Below are 15,547 nucleotides of genomic sequence, written 5' to 3' on the forward strand. Positions count from 1 at the left end.
TTTAGGTGCTAATTGAGCATCCCTGAAGCGTATATTAATGATTATGAATTCCGCCTCTAGACGCGAGGGATCTTTCTGTTCATGTAGGCCCGCTTGAGCCTGCTGAGTGCAAACACAAAGAGGATGACAGCCGCTATGGCAGTCGCCGCCTGAATTGCAGACACGGCTAGTCTGGGCATCCCGTCTGCCACCGACTCCAGAGGCGCCACAACTAGCACGAGAAACGCCGCTATGGCAAGGAGCATGACCCACATTACGGTGACAAGAATCGCTAGCCCCACCCTCACCTCACCACCAGGAAATAGTACTGCAGGGCTATCGTCGCAAAGGCAAGCCCGGCCGAAAACGCGGCGAGCCTGAATATCTTTTGCGCCACCTCTTTTTCAGAGAGAGGCCCATCTGCGACTATGAGCCTGACAAGCGTCGCCGGCGCCGCCCTGTCCTTTGAAGCTGCAAGCCTGAAATCGTCAAGTAGTGTGACCGGCCTTGCCTTTATCTCCCTGTGCTCTGCGAGGCGCTTGACGCTTGAGAGGAACAGGAACGAGTTTATCACGGCAGGCAGAAGCGCGACCACGCCTATTATCTCGGCCTTGCCGGCTATTGCCAGCGCGCCGAACATTGCTCCAAAAAGCAGCGTGCCAGAGTCGCCGGGGAAGATCTTGCTTGGGTATTTGTGGTATTTGAAGAACGCCAGCGCGCCGAACAGCAGCGGCAGGCCGGCAAGTAAAACGTCAAGGTTTCCAAATATCGCGCATGCCGCAAGCAGGGGCACGCACGCTATGACAAGCACGCCGCTTGCCACGCCGTTCAAGACGTCGATAGAGTTCATCGTGTTGCCGGCGACAGGCATTATCACGAAAATCAGGGGGATGTATAGCAGCGGGATGAGGGCGCTTCCAAACACCAGGTTGAGGTAGCTGCCGTGCGCGCCAAGGGCTATTATCGGGACCGCGGAAAGCAGGAGGGCGGCAGGCTTGAACCAGCCAGGCATGACGCGCCTGTCGTCGACGTATCCGACTGCAAACGCGATGGCAGTCGACGCAAGTATCGCCAAGACGCCAAGGTTCATCGTCAGCGCAAAGAGCGCAAGCTCTGCCGCTGCAATGCCGGCCATCAGCACCGGCCCTGCCGGCCGGGGGACCGGCGGCCTGCCCGGCTTGTGGTAGTCCTGCACCACCTTGCCTTTTGCCACAAGCGACCTTATCGTCACAGGCATGAGGAAATACACGGCAAGAAAGGAGACTGCCGAAACCACCGCCCCGTAAATGAGCACGAGGTAGCCTTCTGTCATTGCGCCTGCCTCCTTGCGGCAAGCTGCACCTTCAGCTTTTCTGCCACCGCAGGCCCTATCTTGGGCACCGACGCCAGCTTTGCCTGCGGCGCCCGGGCAATTGCAGAAACGTCTACAAAGCCCGCGGAATAAAGCGCCCTTGCGCGCACCCTGCCAACGCCTTCAAGCGCTACAAGCGGCATCAGCTCCTCCTTTATGCCGTAGCGTATCCTGGTGCGCATGCCTGCAAGCTCGGCAAGCAGGTCTTCCCTGCCGGACAGCTTGGCTACTTCGTACAGCGCGTGTGCAAGCCACTGGCCCGTCTCGACCATCCTGTGCATGTCTCCCGGCTCCACGCCGAGCCTGTCTCCCATTATCCGCTCGCCTGTCTCTTCCACCCACTCTGCAAGCGCCCAGAAGCTGCGGGAGCAGTCGTACTCGCTCACGTCGTACAGGAGCTCGCCCTGCCTTTCCTGCAAAAGCAGGCCGACCTCGTCATAGTCTTTTTTGCGGAGCGAAAGCGTCGGGTAAAAGTCCGGGCTCTGTGTCAGCAGGTGTATAAAGCCAAGCGCGTGCTTGCGCCTGCCCTTTTCCACCTTGGAAAGCGCGTCGCGGAAGGCGACGGCAGTCTGCGGGTCGATGTAAAGGAGCGACGTCTTTTTGCCAAACTCGGTTGCGACGTACCTGTCGCTTTTCTGCTTGACTAGATCTTCTGACTCTAAATATTCAAGCGCCGACTCGACCTTGAACTGGACCGTCGACTCGCGGTACTGCCGGGCAAAAAGCGTGCTTGAAAACACGGACATTATTTCCGGCCTCTTCATGCCCGGCATGGACGCAATGGTCGAGAGCAGGTGGAACCTGACTGCCCTGTCGCTTGCCAGCTGCGACCTCAAAGGCTCGGGCGTGCCAAGAACATAATGATCGTAAAGCTCGTCGCCTGAAACCGACGACTCGGCTACTATGATGGCCTCGCCGGCCTTGTCGTATTTTGGCCGGCCCGCCCTGCCGCACAGCTGCTTGTATTCCATGACGCTTATCGGGACGTTGCCGCCGTAAGCGGCGTCGTAGCGCAATATGCTTGCGACCACCACGCGCCTTGCAGGCAGGTTGACGCCTGCTGCCAGAGTGGGCGTCGCAGTCAAGAGTTTCACCGTTCCCTGCTTGAACGAGTCTTCCACTATCTGCCTGCTTGCAGGGCCGAGGCCGGCGTGGTGGAACGCGACGCCCTTTGCGACCAGCTGCGCAAGCGTATGCGTTATCTCGGCGTCGTCGCCCCTGTCAAGTATCTCTGCAGACGCCCTGGCCGCCTGCTCCTTTGTGCTCTTGTCAAGGCGCTTGTACACCCCTTCCGCGGCTTTTGCAGCAAGCGACGCCGCGCGCTTTCTTGTCTCTGCGAATATCAGCGCCTGGCCGCCGCCGTCAAGCGAGTCGATTGCAAGGTCGACCGCGGCGTTTGCAGTCTGTTCGACGCGGAACGTCGTGCTGTCGCTCATCCTGACAGAGCCGTACTCGTATACGCCCTCTACCAGCTTTGTGGGGCGCCAGCTGCTCTCCACCAGACCGCACGAGAGCCAGTCGGCGATCTCGTCGGCGTTAGAGACGGTGGCTGAAAGCGCAAGCAGCTGCGAAGAAGGATATAATTTTCTTATCCTGGTGAGCATCATTTCAAGTGTCGGCCCGCGCTCCCTGTCGCCTATCAGGTGAACCTCGTCTGAAACAAACAGCCCCACGTCGCCAAGCCACTCTGCGCCGTGCCGGAAAAGCGTGTCCATCTTTTCGTTTGTAAGGACTATGACGTCGGAAAACGCAAGCTCCTTGCCTGCAGAATCATAGTCGCCGGTTGACACCGCGACGTTGGGCTTGCGGCCCGTGCCAAGGTCTACTGCCTCAAGCGCCCTCAGGTCCTGCGCCTTTTCGCTGGCAAGAGCCCGCAAAGGCGTGAGGTAGACGGCCTTTTTGCCCTTCTGTAGGGTCTTTGCAATCGCCATCATGGCTACCAGGGTCTTGCCGCTTGCAGTAGGCGTGGTGACAAGCACGCTCTTGCCGTCGAGGATTCCTGCGGCTATCGCCTTTTCCTGCGGCGGGTAGAGCGAATCGTAGCCAAGGCTTGATAGTATGGCGCCAACGGTGCTGTCCTGTTGCATGCGGCCTTGATGTTATCAGACGCACCCGGTATTATCTTAATTGGCGCATGCAATTTACATACGATTTGCATGCAAGCCCAAACAATGGGTTATTTACATAGTATCATCTTAATTGCCGTAGCTGGGCTGACAGCCACTTGATGTATGTCCTGTTGGTCCTGCGCACCTCGATTGCCTGCTCGCACAGAGACTTTGCCTGCGCCCTGTTGCGAAGCCACCTCTCAAGGTGCCAGTGGCGCAAGAGGTAGTACGGCCGCTCGTCCAGCATGTCGCGTGGAAGGCGCGCAAGCGCCCAGATGTCGCACGCCTTTTCGCCGTGCGGCACGCCGTTTCCCTGCAGAAGGTGCGTCAGCTCGTGCGCAATAGTCATCCGGCCCACGTTTGGCTGGAGCGCTATCTGTCCCGACCAGCCCCGCGCAGTCCCCAGGAGGCGCGAGCCCTTTCTGATAAAACCACATGTTATTTCATCGTCCTGCAATTCTGGAAAGAGCGAATATACATTCAGTACCTTTTGCTTAAAGTCGCCTGAAAATCCGGCCTCTGCCACGCGGGTGAACCGGAGCAACCCTACGCTTTGGCCCAGAAGCCGGGCCTTCTCTCGTATATCCTGCCTTCCCTTGAGAACTTGTTTATCTGCACCCTTGCCTCCTCCTCCGAGAACCTGCCGGTCTTGGCAAGCTCTGCCACCAGGTTCTTTTCTTCCACTTCGCTGTTGTCGGTGCCCGAAAGCCCGTTGAACACTTCCATGAACAGCTTTTGCTTGCTCACCTCGCTCTGCGGCTTGCCGTACAGCACGCCGACGTCCATCTTGCCCGTGTTGACATCGACTCCGGCGGTCTTTAACATCTGGTCGACAAGGTAGATGGCCCTCTTTGCGTCGTCGGCGTCCACCTTGTCCTTCAGCAGGAGCCTTGCGCGTGCAGTAGCAAGCCTGACAAGCCCTTCAAGCTGCCTCGGCGTGACTGTTATCATGCCCTCCGACTCGGCCTTTCTCATGTCCATGTAGTAGCTGCGGATGATGTCTATGGCTTCCGTCGTGAGTTCCGGCTCCTTTCCCTTGGCATACGTCAGGTACTTTGAAAACAGGTCAATCTCTATCGCCGGCTTGGCGGCGTGCTCTGCGTCGCGGTGGATCTCCAGTATGTGGCTTGCAATCAGGCTGTCGCGGTCTTTTTCAGGGATGTCGCGCACTATGAATATCAGGTCAAACCTTGTAAGCAACGGCACCGGCAGGTTCACGTTTTCAGTGATGTTTTTGTACGGGTCGTACTTGCCGTACATCGGGTTTGCCGCTGAAAGTATCGACGTCCTAGCATTGAGCGTCGCTACGATGCCTCCCTTTGCGACAGAGCATGTCTGCTGCTCCATCACCTCATGGAGCGCCGAGCGGTCTTCGGGCTTTATCTTGTCAAACTCGTCGATGCAGACGAGACCCTGGTCGCCCAGGACAACGGCGCCGGCTTCAAGCATCATGATTCCGGACTTGTCGCGGATTACTGCCGCTGTCAGGCCTGCTGCAGTCGAGCCGCGGCCGGACGTGTACAGGCCGCGGGGCGCTATCTTAGCTGCAAACTTTAGCATCTCTGACTTTGCGGTACCGGGGTCGCCTACGAGCAGCACGTTGATGTCGCCCCTGCGCGTCGAGCCATCTTCCAGTTTCTTTGTGACCGAGCCTACTATCAAAAGGAGGATCGCCTCCTTGATGACTTCCTGACCGTAGATGTGTGGAGCAAACGAGGCGACGAGTTTCTCGTAAGCGTCTGGCTTGCTTGCAATGGTCTGGATCTGCCTCTCGTCTTCCGTGCTTATCGCTATGCGCTCGACTGTCCGGGTGTCCTTGCTTCCGGCCCTGCCTCCCAGGTACTCGATGTTGTTTCCTTCCATGCGAAGCCTGAACAGGCTGGTCTTTACCTGTGGCGCCAGCTGCTCGGCTTCTATCCTGATGATGCCGGTGAGCATTATCCTGTCGCCGGGCCTGCACTGGTCGACTAGGTCGCCCATGACCGTGACTTCGACGTAATGCGGAAGCTGCCCTGCCGGTAGGTCCTCTGGCAGTTCCTGCAGGCGCACCATCTGAAAGTCGATGAATATGCTGTTTTCCGGGTCCATCTCAAGCTCCTTCTCGCCGCAGGCCGAGCACTTCACCGGCTTTTTCAGGACCAGCCCTTTGAGCACCGACTCTGTGGGCGCGCCGCAGTTGGTGCACTTGTACGTCACCTTTTTTGCAAGCGGCTTGACCTCCGACGAGCGGACCACCATTCCAGAAACGCTCACCAGCTTGTCTATCAGGTCGGCATTTATGTCGCGCAGGCCTTTTGATACGGTGTAGTTGCCTATCCTGACCTTTATCTTGTCCCGGACTTCCTGCTCGTAGTCAGGGTGAATCTCGCGAAGGACTGAAAGCGCGGCCTCGTCAAACGCGGCCAGCATTTCGTCGGGCTTGTGTGTCAGCATCTTTGCGAGGTCTGGGTTGTACGAGTCAAAGTCGATGTAGTCGACCACAAGCGACTGGGCGTTTTCTGCCATCATGTCGTTTATTTTTTCAAAGTAGCGGTATTTTCCGTCCTTGTCACGGAACGCCTGAAGAAACTCCTTCAGCTTGTCGGCGTACGCCGCCGTCGTGGCCTGCTGCTCAGCCAGAGTTCAGCACCCCTTTCTTGAATTTCGTCGAGGCGTCGTGTATGACGTGATAAAGTTCTCGCTCTTCTGCCGCAAGCTTGCCTTCAAGCTCGCCGGAAAGAGGTGACGCGGCCGCAAGTTTTACAATCTTGCCAAGGCGCGAAGCGACAAACGTGTTCAATGAAACAACGAGGCTGTCCCGCTCGCGGTCCTTGAGGCCTTCCAGGTAGTCGTTTACCCTGACGTAAAAGTCGATGTCGATGCCTGACAGGTCGTGCGGCCTCGATATCCTCTCGCGATTTAGCGTGCGCGATATGTATGCCGCCGTGTCGTTGTGCTGTATCTCCACGGCGCCCTCTTTTTCAAGCATCTTTGCAAGCCAGCGCGGGATTGAAGACATGTCGCCTTCCTTGGCGTCGACTGCGACGCTCCCCACCGTCAGTTTCACGTCCTTCTTGTATGAAATGCGGACTTCCTCGTTCATGTAGCCGATGCGGTAGACATCCTGTATAGCTTGAATCTTGGGCTCGGAAGTCGCGTCGGCCATCTCAGGTAAATTGTAAAGGCAACAGTTCCGTTATATCTCTTCTTGGGCGAGCTTTAGCTAAGCTCCCAGCTAGCTGGAGCTTGCCGTTGAAAATTTTGCAACGAGAGCGTGACAGCAATCTATTAATTCGCTGGCCGCTTTCATTCGAGTGCTTGTCCAAAAAGAGCGACCTTGCCAGCCTCATGTGGACGGAAAAGTACCGCCCAAAGAGACTCGAGGACATAGTCAACCAGTCAGACATCATAAAGGGCATCACCAATCTTGTAAGGAGCCCGGACATACCGCACATGCTCTTTTCAGGTCCTGCAGGCGTAGGGAAAACAACCGCGGCGCTTTGCATAGCAATGGAGATACTCGGCGACGAATGGCGCAAGAACACGCTTGAGCTGAACGCGTCTGACGAGCGCGGGATAAAGATGGTGCGCGAGCGTGTCAAAGAGTTTGCGGCATCGGTGAAACTTGCTACCGACAAGGACTTTGACAAGCCCAAGATAATCATACTCGACGAGGCCGACGAGATGACATCAGAGGCGCAGACTGCGCTCCGCAGGATTATAGAGGACAGCGCCCGGACCACCCGGTTCATCATAATCTGCAATTATCTTTCGCAGATAATCGAGCCAATCCAGAGCAGGTGCGTCGTTTTCAGGTTCACGCGCTTGCCAAAGGCCGACGTCATAGAGCACCTGAAGATGATAGCTGCAAAGGAGAAGGTAAAGGCCGACGAGAAGGCGCTTGAGCAGATTTATGATTCAACTGGAGGCGACCTGCGCCACTCGATAAACGTGATGCAGGCAGCAGCCGGCATGGGCGCTGTCAACGCTGCAAACGTGAACGCCGCAATCGGCCTTTCGGGCAGGTCGAAGGTGGGCGACATACTGAAGCTTGCGCTTGCAGGCAAGTTCAACGAAGCGCGCATAAAGTTGCTCGAACTTACACAGGTGTACGGCATGTCAGAGACCGACTTTTTGAAATATGCAAACCAGGAAGCATACGACATGAAGCTTGAAAACCCCGGCGAGTTTGCCGCGCTCATGGCAGAGTACGACTACAGGCTTGCGTCCGGCGCGCACCCTGAAATACAATTAGCAGCGTTGCTTGCGCAGCTTGGAAGGCTGAAAAAGAACTAGTACTCTTCCTCGAACTCTTCGCCCGATTCCTCTTCCTCCACCTCTTCAAAGTCTTCCTCCAGCTCCTCGCGCTCCTCCGCGCTCTTGTATGGAAGGTCTGCTTCGCCGGGCGCGCCGCACACCGGGCACTTGAACTCTATAGTCTGCCCTTCGAGGTCAAGGGGGAATTCCTTCTGGAAGACCTCGTCGCATTTTGAGCATACAAGGGTCGTCTGTATGCTCTCTTGGCTGAACTTGTGCGCCTGCACCCGGAAAGAGGTGTTTGCCAATATTCGACTTGGTATAGGAAGAGTCCTTTTTTATAAGCGTTCTTTTTTTCGAACTCTGGTTCAAGATATATCGCAAAATTCGCCAGAAAATTGCGAAAATCAGGTTAGCGCGAGCTTACCAGGTAAGGTCAGGTTGACAGACCTGGTAAGTTATTACTACTGAGTTTAAATACACTGCCGACTATATGATTGCGTGGAAAGATCGATAAAAAATATAGCAAACGGCAAGGAAACCCTCGAAGGCGAGGGCGTCATAGTGCGCAGGGCGTTCCCGAACGGCGCGCTGCGCGAAATCGACCCGTTCCTGCTCCTTGACGAGATGGGCCCAAAGGACTTTGCTCCCGGCGAACTCGGCGGTTTTCCGGACCACCCGCACCGCGGCTTTGAAACTGTCACATACCTCCTTGAGGGGCAGTTTGAGCACAGGGACTCGCGGGGCCACGCAGGCAGGCTTGCTCCCGGCGACGTGCAGTGGATGACCGCAGGGTCCGGCGTCGTGCACTCGGAGATGCCTGCAAAAGACTTTGCAAAGACAGGGGGCAGGCTGCATGGCTTTCAGCTCTGGGTCAACCTGCCGAGGCGCGACAAGATGATGCAGCCACGGTACCAGGAAATCCCAGCGTCGGAGATACCGGTCGCCGAAGGCGGAAACGCCAAGATCCGCGTCATAGCCGGCGAGTCGCTTGGGAAAAAGGCAGTCATCGACACCAGGATCCCCATAATGTACCTGCACGTCACGCTAAAGCAGGGAACAAAATTCGAGCAAAAGGTCCCCGCAGACTATAACGCGTTTGCCTACGTCGTTGACGGCAGTGGCACTTTCGGCGGCAAAAAGGCAGGCAGGGGTCAGGTTGTTATCTTCAACAGGGACGGCGACAGTGTTTCTGTGGCTGCCGAGACTGACCTGAGCGTGCTCCTGATAGGCGGCGCCCCTCTTAACGAGCCTGTCGTCCGCTACGGCCCGTTTGTCATGAACACCGCAGAGGAGATACAGCAGGCGATTGAGGATTACAGCCAGGGCAGGATGGGCATCATAGCGCGCTGAGCACCTTCTCGGCGTCGTCTTCGCCCTGCCTTATCAGTCTCTTTATGGTTGGCACGGAAAAGTCGGCATCTTCAAAGATAAAATGCACGTCTTCTCTGCGCTCTATTTTTACCACCTGGTCTATTATCGCGCCCCTGACTGTGGCTACCTTGTGGTATTCCTGCTCGATGCGCATGAACCTCTCCTTCATCTCGTCATCAAGCGGGATGTTTGACAGCATGTCGTGCATCTCCTTCAAAAGAGTCAGGTACCGCTTGATGGTCTTTGACATCCTGATGTTGTGATGCGTCTTGTCCGTGTACATGATGTCCCGCGCCCTGTGGAGCGAGTCGAGCAGGTTCTCCGGCAGGCTGTCCTGGCGCGCAGGAAAGAGGTTTACAAGGTAGACGCGCTTGTCGCACTTGGGCGAGGCGTGTATGACCTCCCTCAGGGGCGTGTTGCTCATGAGGCTCCCGTCCCACAGGTAGCGCCCGTCGACCTTTGTCCAGGCAATGCCGTAGAACGGAAACCCGGCGCAAGCCGCGAGGTGGTCCGCGGTTATCTGCGCCTTGTGGCTGTCAAACACCACCGATTCGCTTGTCTTTATGTCAGTCGACGTGACTATCAGCCGCGGACTTGTGCCGGGCGCAAGCCGGGAAAAGTCGATGTAGTCAGAAAGCGTCTTTTTGAGCGGCGCAAGGTCGTAAAGGTAGGGCATGCTTGCAGGCGGCACAAGCGGACTCCACAGCGGCTGGAACATGTTCGGGTTGCCGTAAAACGCGCTGAGGGCCGCAGCAGTCATGCTGCGAAACACGTCAGAAAACGGCGGCGTCACGTTTTCTGAAATGTGGAGCCAGAAATCTTCAAGGTCCTTTGCAGGATTGCTGCTTTTTGAGCCGGCTATGATGCCCGCATTTACCGCGCCTATAGATGTCCCGGACACGACGTCAAATTTTATGCCCCGCTTTTCAAGCGCCTTGTAGACGCCGCACTCGTAGGCTCCAAGCGAGCCCCCGCCCTGCATCACAAGGACCGTCTCAAACTCGGGCTTGTAGATGTCCTTTATCTGCATCGTGTACCGGTGCGGCTTGCGGGCTTTTAAGCGCTAGTGATCCTCGACGTCGATGTCGGCCTTTTCGACAAGGTCGGCGCGGGACTTTCTTGCAGACTCTACTAGCTTTTGGCGCCGCGGCTTCAGGACAAGGACGTACAGCGAACCGGCAAGGTACACGGCAAGGAGAATCACCTGCGCGACCACCGTCTCCAGCGTGGGGTGGATGCCAGTCATGGTGGCAAGGTTGATGTCAAGCCTCGGGATGGTGCCAATCATGTGCGTGGTCGGGAGGTAGCCTATCTCCTGGAACTCGCGCACCGCGTTGCCCATGAACGCGATTGACATGTATGCGCCGATTCCCATGGTGAGCCCGAAGAGCACGCGAAGCGGCAGCCTCTTTCCGAGTTTGCGCACGACAAAGGTCGTCCCGACTATAACTCCGAGTCCTGAAATTAGGCCAGCTGCCACGTACCACTCCATGTATTTTGCAAACGAGAGCATGGCCTGGTAGAAAAGCACGGTCTCAAATCCTTCCCTGTAGACCGTAAAGAAGGAGAGCATGACAAACACCATGACGCTGCCGGTGGTCGTGGCCTTCCACACCTTGGCTTTTACAAACTCGATCCACTTTTTCGTCTCTACTTTGTTCAGGATCCAAAAGCTGACCCAGAACAGCACCGCTACCGCAGAGATGCCTGCGATGGCCTCTATCATCTCCCTGCCGGCTCCAGAAATGTCGATGATGTACTCGGCTGCAAACCAGGTCGCGGCGGTGCCTGCAAACGCAAGGACTATGCCGTAGTAGACGTGCTTTTTGAAGCGTTCGTTCCTTGAAGCCTCAAGGTAAGTAAGGATGGCGCCCACTATGAGCGCGGATTCCAGCCCCTCTCTGAAGATGATGGAAAACGAAGTTGAAAACGCTATGGTGGGCGCCACTATGCCCGTCCCCGAGACGAGGCGCTCCGACTCGTCCAGTCCCTGCTTTATCTCGGCAGTCTTGGCAAGCACCTGCTCGTATGGCGCGCCTGCCTGCATCAGGTTGCGCAGTTCCGCAAACTTGATCTCCATTTCAAGCGTAAAGTCGGGGTCTATTGGCCTGAGCGGGAGCTCGACGTTTTCATAGCTGTCAAGGTAGGCCGACCTTGCAGTGAGGATAGCGCCTTCCTTGTTCCCCTCCTGGTACAGGCGCAGTGTCTCGTCAAGTTTTATCCTTATCTGGTCTATGTGTGCCCTGACCTCGGCCTTGGCAGAGTCTTCAGCCTCTCCCCTTTCAAGGCGCTCGCCCTGGTAGGTGCCAAAGCCCTGGCTCAGGCCTTCAATGTTTGCAAAGCCTGCTTGTGTAGAGCTGCTTGTCCCCTGCAGCTCCGGGTCGCTGTCAAGTATCGCCTCTGCCTCGTCAAGCTTGGGAAGTATGCCGTTGACGAATTCTTCTATGTCAGAAGGAGAGTCGCCGGCCTTTATCATCCTGCGAAGCTCCTCGCGCATCTCTATCTCTATTGTGACCATCAGGTCAGGGTTGTGCTTTTCAATCGGCGCTTCCAGGTACTCGTAGTTGTCAAGGTACGCAGTTATTGCGGCCTGGTCCGCGGCCTTGTAGTCGCCGGCCTTTACCGAATCGACGACCTTTGCCAAGAGCTCGCGGATGGTTGCAAAGTACTGCGTGTGCTGGCCGCCGGTCGCGCCCTCGCTCACCGTCAGATCCTCGGCAAGGTCGCGCTCTATTGCGTCGGCAAGGCGCCTCACGTCCTCTACCGGGGCCTTCTGGGCAAGGTTGGTCTCAATTTCTATAAAGAATGTCACTATCTCGCCGTTGCGCCTGTTGTCTATCTGGTTGGATATTTCCTGATACCTCGACGCAGCCACATTCACCAGCCCCTGCGCGTTTTCGTAATCGACTGTATTTGCGCCGGATTCTGAAAGCTCGTATGATTGGACCGCGTCGCGCAGCAAGAACACGACTGCCTGCGATATCATTCCCTTGTCTGCGGCAAGCGCTGGAAGCGCAAGGATTCCGTCTATCATCCCTTCAATGCGCTTGATTTCAGCAACTGCCTGCTCACCTGACAGCTCGCCTGACTTTATCTTGAGCGGGAGATCCGTCAGCGCCGCTTCGAGTTGCCCCGATGCTTGACTGTCTACGGCCTGCAGCTGCGGCTTAGCTGTAGGAAAGATAACGCTGTGCGGTATGAACGCGTGTGCAAACGCGCCTTCAGAGTCGCCTGCGCTGACCGCGTTTTCTGCAAGCAAGAGCTGTGCCCTTGTACGCTCCATGTTGACGATGATGATGAGCGCGCGGGCGTCGTCTGTCTGTGCCGATGCGACAGAGGGCGCAACAAGCGCGACGGACATCAACAGAACCAACGCCAGAGCAATTTTTCTCATCTCAAACCACCGGACCGCCCGCAGGGCGGCACAATTAGGCTTACCTAATTCCTGACTATATTTAAACCATGTTTGCGCTTGCAGGAAATGAGAAGGGGAGGCTTACCTTGAAGCATTTATTGAAAAAGAGTGCGCTTCAATCGGGTTAATCATATTGCGCTCTGGCGTAGGCAGATACGGTCGTAAGGGTAATTAGCGACCGATTGTTCTCCTTATGTTTGCAGATTCTTTTACCATTTTCGCAATTAGGAAACCCAAGTCAGTAATTACGGCCTCTATCAATGCAGTTTCGTTAGAAAATGGTCCTCTTATTCGGATATCATATTGCTTCACTTCTGCTCTAAGAAATTCATCGACGTTGCTGCGGCCCCTAATAACAGACTTTATTCTCTTGTTCTTTCTAAATCTGTAAATCAAGACGGGCATCATTCTTGAATATGCCTTCCTGAATTCTTCTACCGTAATTTCGGAGTACACTTGTCCGAAAATACCAACATAGATAGCAGAGTCACTAAGGCCCTCGTCAATGTCTGATTGGATGCTAGTTCCTTTCTTGGATTCAACTAGAATGGCTCTAAGCATTTTTTGGTAGGCTAACTCAACATCATCTATTTCTGTTTTCAGATTTTTCCGGAGTCTCTCAAACTCTTTTTGAGATGAGCTTATGAATACCTTGATAGGTTCGACCTTATCTTCGTTCAAAAAGTATTCACCAAAGATATGCCACTATTTCTTCTTCTTGGCACTCTTTTTTCTCAGCCTGCTCAATTCCACTGAAACATGAGTTGGACTTATGCCCAAAATTTGGGCAATTTCACTTGCACGGAGACCCGCGGCGTTCAAGATTTCGACCTTTCTGGCGGTTGCTACTTCATCGCTGGGTTCGGCGGACATTAGCATCATGCTAATAAGCACATCGAGCCGCTTGATTATTCTTCTCAGTTCTACAAGTTCAGCAGTATTTTCGCTCAAATCTCATGCTCACCCGTACCTGCTATCTTGACCGCTGTCATGCAAATATTTAAGCCTGTTCGCATGTTATAGATCGGACAAGCCCAGTCGAACATCTATATTTTCTTCTCCAAGGTACTGATCATGTCAATAATGCTTTGGACTTCTGCATCTTCCAGTTCCTTCGGCCTTTTTACAATATGATACCATGAATGTGCCTTGTCGTTAGCGTCGTCCTTGAATACATCTGCCTTGGTCAGAATACGTTCAAGCAGTGTTTTTTCCGCGCCAAAGTCATTTGCGCGAGTTCGTAGGTTCTTCAAGATTTCCGAAAAGTCTCTAGTTCTTCTTCGCGAAGTATCAAAATAGAGTTCGATGTTTGCCAGTGTATTTTGCGGAAATTTCTTTCTTATAATATCGGTAAGCAGATTCTCAATAATCTTGCGGCATAATATGAAGGCCGCCGTATATGCTCCAAAAGTATAGCATTTGTTAACCTCATCAATATGAGCTCTGATGAATGGGTCTACAGTATCATATTTGATGAACTGTTTAACTTGCCGTTTCTTATCATTACTAGCGGTTTTCTTGATTATAGTCGTAGGCTTTTGAATATCCAGATGAGGGAAAGTTTTTTTCTCTTCCGGAGTAAGTTTTGACCTCACCGAAAGCCCGCGCTCTAATGCATAGACCTGAGCCACCTGATTCATTGTTAGACTGCTATATCGCTGGTGAAGCTTGGCGAGCCCGTTCCGCACACTTTTCTCTTTCTTGCCTGTCTTCTTTACCAAGTACTTGAGAATAGCCAGATTTAGCATCTAATCATCTAGAGTTTTTCTTTAGATTCTTGAGCAGCTTTCTAGCAGGAAAAGCTCTACTAAAGTCCGCAGGATCCATTCCAATAAGTTCCGCCAGATCAGAAGCAGCAACACCATTCACAAGTAATTGGACTACCAATAGTTTCTTGATGTCTTGTAGCTCTTTGAGTTCGTTATCGCTCATTTCCTAGTCTGCCTCAAAGCTGAATTCACTCTTGCTCTTTTTTCGCCCAGTAATTTGACAATATCTGATTCCTTCAATCCAATCTTGCTAAGAGAATGAACTTTGTCTTTAAACTCTAAGTCTTTAACTAGATTCAATAACAAAGCCTTCGTCATTAAATCCAATTTTTTGTTTATTGCGTCAAATTGTACTTCATTCATTTCTTCTTATCTCTCCTCATTTTGCTAATTTCTGTTCGGACTGCACTATCTGGCCAGCCAATCAGTTTTCCAATCTCAACACTTTTCAAACCACCAGAGTATAACATGCGAATTTGATCGGCTTTTGTTATTTTCTTATCTTGCGTTCTTTGTCTATCCAGTAATAGCATAATTATTATGTCAAGTCGATTACTTAATGCATCTTCACTATTAGTTTCCGGATTATTCCTTGTCATTCTTATTCCTCTGAATCTTGTTGAAAGAACTGGCGAATAACCTTTCAATTGTCTTTGAGCTGACTCCTAGAATTTTAGCAATCTCCGACTGCGTCAGACCACGGTCTGCTAGCATAAGCACGATTATCATGTCTAACCGTTTTGAAATATCGCCTAGCTTTCTATCATCTTTCATTTCTTCGTTCTTACTCATTCGCTTTCCCACGTTTTTTCATCTTCTTTGCATTGGTACGCATGGCCGCCACATTCTTTCGTTCATACCCAATAATATTTCCAATTTCAGTATCAGTAAGTCCAATAGAATGTAATCCGAGTACTTGGTCAATTCTAGTTATCCTTTTGTTTTTTTCACTTGCCAATTGACCATCAAGCAAGAGTCTGATTATGGCGTCTAGTCGCTTTGCAGTCGGATCTCGTTTTTCTGACACTTCAATTTTCTTATTCTTCATTTTCTTTCCTCGTCTTGATCTTGACTTTGAATCTGCTAATTCGCTTCTTTACCGCATCTTCAGATAAGCCAAAATACTCGCCGATTTCAGCATATTTCATACCTGCCTTGGCGAGGCATTGTATTGCTTTTGTCTGATTAGGATCGCTGACTACGTTGAAAATCAGAAGTTTAACTACAGAATCTAGTTTTGCGTCGATAGACTTCAATAGATCAAGCTCGATATCATTGGATCTAGAAGATTTTTCACTTCGCATGTCCCGGTTTA

Annotated in this window: 19 protein-coding genes; 2 read left to right on the forward strand and 17 right to left on the reverse strand. The window is 53.3% G+C overall.

The window, feature by feature from the left end; all coding sequences use genetic code 11:
* Positions 1–56: 56 nt before the first annotated feature.
* The 6 genes from HXY31_RS05520 to HXY31_RS05545 all read right to left on the reverse strand — a co-directional run bounded on the left by HXY31_RS05520 (position 57) and on the right by HXY31_RS05545 (position 6,583).
* The gene (locus HXY31_RS05520) at positions 57–281 is read right to left on the reverse strand and encodes a hypothetical protein (RefSeq protein WP_292640627.1); all 225 of its coding nucleotides are present in this window, start codon (positions 279–281) and stop codon (positions 57–59) included.
* Between the two features lie 2 nt (positions 282–283).
* Positions 284–1,291: a UDP-N-acetylglucosamine-1-phosphate transferase gene (locus tag HXY31_RS05525; RefSeq protein ID WP_292640631.1), complete on the reverse strand. Its 1,008-nt coding sequence runs from the start codon at positions 1,289–1,291 to the stop codon at positions 284–286.
* Positions 1,288–3,417 (reverse strand): DEAD/DEAH box helicase, encoded by a 2,130-nt coding sequence (locus HXY31_RS05530; RefSeq protein WP_292640633.1) that lies wholly within the window; start codon positions 3,415–3,417, stop codon positions 1,288–1,290. Before HXY31_RS05530 ends, HXY31_RS05525 begins: the two co-directional genes overlap by 4 nt.
* A 103-nt stretch (positions 3,418–3,520) precedes the next feature.
* Positions 3,521–3,964, reverse strand: a complete 444-nt coding sequence (locus HXY31_RS05535) for a hypothetical protein (RefSeq protein WP_292640635.1) — start codon at positions 3,962–3,964, stop codon at positions 3,521–3,523.
* A gap of 20 nt (positions 3,965–3,984) precedes the next feature.
* Positions 3,985–6,057: a minichromosome maintenance protein MCM gene (locus HXY31_RS05540; protein ID WP_292640727.1), complete on the reverse strand. Its 2,073-nt coding sequence runs from the start codon at positions 6,055–6,057 to the stop codon at positions 3,985–3,987.
* The gene (locus HXY31_RS05545) at positions 6,050–6,583 is read right to left on the reverse strand and encodes a DNA replication complex GINS family protein (protein ID WP_292640637.1); all 534 of its coding nucleotides are present in this window, start codon (positions 6,581–6,583) and stop codon (positions 6,050–6,052) included. Before HXY31_RS05545 ends, HXY31_RS05540 begins: the two co-directional genes overlap by 8 nt.
* Positions 6,584–6,765: 182 nt before the next feature.
* Between HXY31_RS05545 and HXY31_RS05550 the strand changes: the two genes are divergently transcribed.
* Entirely contained in the window at positions 6,766–7,713 is a 948-nt protein-coding gene (locus tag HXY31_RS05550; protein ID WP_342816499.1) for a replication factor C small subunit, read from the forward strand.
* Here HXY31_RS05550 and HXY31_RS05555 read toward each other — a convergent pair.
* Positions 7,710–7,982, reverse strand: a complete 273-nt coding sequence (locus HXY31_RS05555) for a hypothetical protein (protein WP_292640641.1) — start codon at positions 7,980–7,982, stop codon at positions 7,710–7,712. The genes HXY31_RS05550 and HXY31_RS05555 overlap by 4 nt on opposite strands.
* A 193-nt stretch (positions 7,983–8,175) precedes the next feature.
* Here HXY31_RS05555 and HXY31_RS05560 point away from each other — a divergent pair, with 193 nt between their 5' ends.
* Positions 8,176–9,027: a pirin family protein gene (locus tag HXY31_RS05560; RefSeq protein ID WP_292640644.1), complete on the forward strand. Its 852-nt coding sequence runs from the start codon at positions 8,176–8,178 to the stop codon at positions 9,025–9,027.
* On the opposite strand, the gene HXY31_RS05565 is transcribed toward HXY31_RS05560, so the two are convergent.
* The 10 genes from HXY31_RS05565 to HXY31_RS05605 all read right to left on the reverse strand — a co-directional run bounded on the left by HXY31_RS05565 (position 9,014) and on the right by HXY31_RS05605 (position 15,488).
* Positions 9,014–10,078, reverse strand: a complete 1,065-nt coding sequence (locus tag HXY31_RS05565) for a patatin-like phospholipase family protein (protein WP_292640646.1) — start codon at positions 10,076–10,078, stop codon at positions 9,014–9,016. The two genes, HXY31_RS05560 and HXY31_RS05565, sit on opposite strands and share 14 nt — an antisense overlap.
* 33 nt (positions 10,079–10,111) lie before the next feature.
* Positions 10,112–12,409, reverse strand: a complete 2,298-nt coding sequence (locus HXY31_RS05570) for an FTR1 family protein (protein WP_292640648.1) — start codon at positions 12,407–12,409, stop codon at positions 10,112–10,114.
* 225 nt (positions 12,410–12,634) lie between these two features.
* Positions 12,635–13,144, reverse strand: coding sequence for a DUF4062 domain-containing protein (locus HXY31_RS05575; protein WP_292640650.1), 510 nt, complete (start codon positions 13,142–13,144; stop codon positions 12,635–12,637).
* A 24-nt stretch (positions 13,145–13,168) separates the two neighbouring features.
* Positions 13,169–13,414 (reverse strand): hypothetical protein, encoded by a 246-nt coding sequence (locus HXY31_RS05580; protein WP_292640653.1) that lies wholly within the window; start codon positions 13,412–13,414, stop codon positions 13,169–13,171.
* Positions 13,415–13,509: 95 nt separating this feature from the next.
* A complete protein-coding gene (locus HXY31_RS05585; protein ID WP_292640657.1) occupies positions 13,510–14,184 on the reverse strand; it encodes a hypothetical protein in 675 nt (224 codons plus the stop codon).
* 31 nt (positions 14,185–14,215) lie between these two features.
* The gene (locus HXY31_RS05590) at positions 14,216–14,395 is read right to left on the reverse strand and encodes a hypothetical protein (protein ID WP_292640659.1); all 180 of its coding nucleotides are present in this window, start codon (positions 14,393–14,395) and stop codon (positions 14,216–14,218) included.
* A gap of 196 nt (positions 14,396–14,591) precedes the next feature.
* Positions 14,592–14,879 (reverse strand): hypothetical protein, encoded by a 288-nt coding sequence (locus HXY31_RS05595; protein WP_292640663.1) that lies wholly within the window; start codon positions 14,877–14,879, stop codon positions 14,592–14,594.
* Positions 14,818–15,024, reverse strand: a complete 207-nt coding sequence (locus tag HXY31_RS12355; RefSeq protein ID WP_366933082.1) for a helix-turn-helix domain-containing protein — start codon at positions 15,022–15,024, stop codon at positions 14,818–14,820. Before HXY31_RS12355 ends, HXY31_RS05595 begins: the two co-directional genes overlap by 62 nt.
* Entirely contained in the window at positions 15,017–15,280 is a 264-nt protein-coding gene (locus tag HXY31_RS05600) for a hypothetical protein (protein ID WP_292640666.1), read from the reverse strand. Before HXY31_RS05600 ends, HXY31_RS12355 begins: the two co-directional genes overlap by 8 nt.
* Entirely contained in the window at positions 15,270–15,488 is a 219-nt protein-coding gene (locus tag HXY31_RS05605; protein ID WP_292640669.1) for a sigma factor-like helix-turn-helix DNA-binding protein, read from the reverse strand. The genes HXY31_RS05600 and HXY31_RS05605 overlap by 11 nt, the downstream gene beginning before the upstream one ends.
* Between the last annotated feature and the right edge of the window lie 59 nt (positions 15,489–15,547).

Source organism: Nitrososphaera sp. (assembly GCF_013388945.1).
Lineage (GTDB): Archaea > Thermoproteota > Nitrososphaeria > Nitrososphaerales > Nitrososphaeraceae > Nitrososphaera.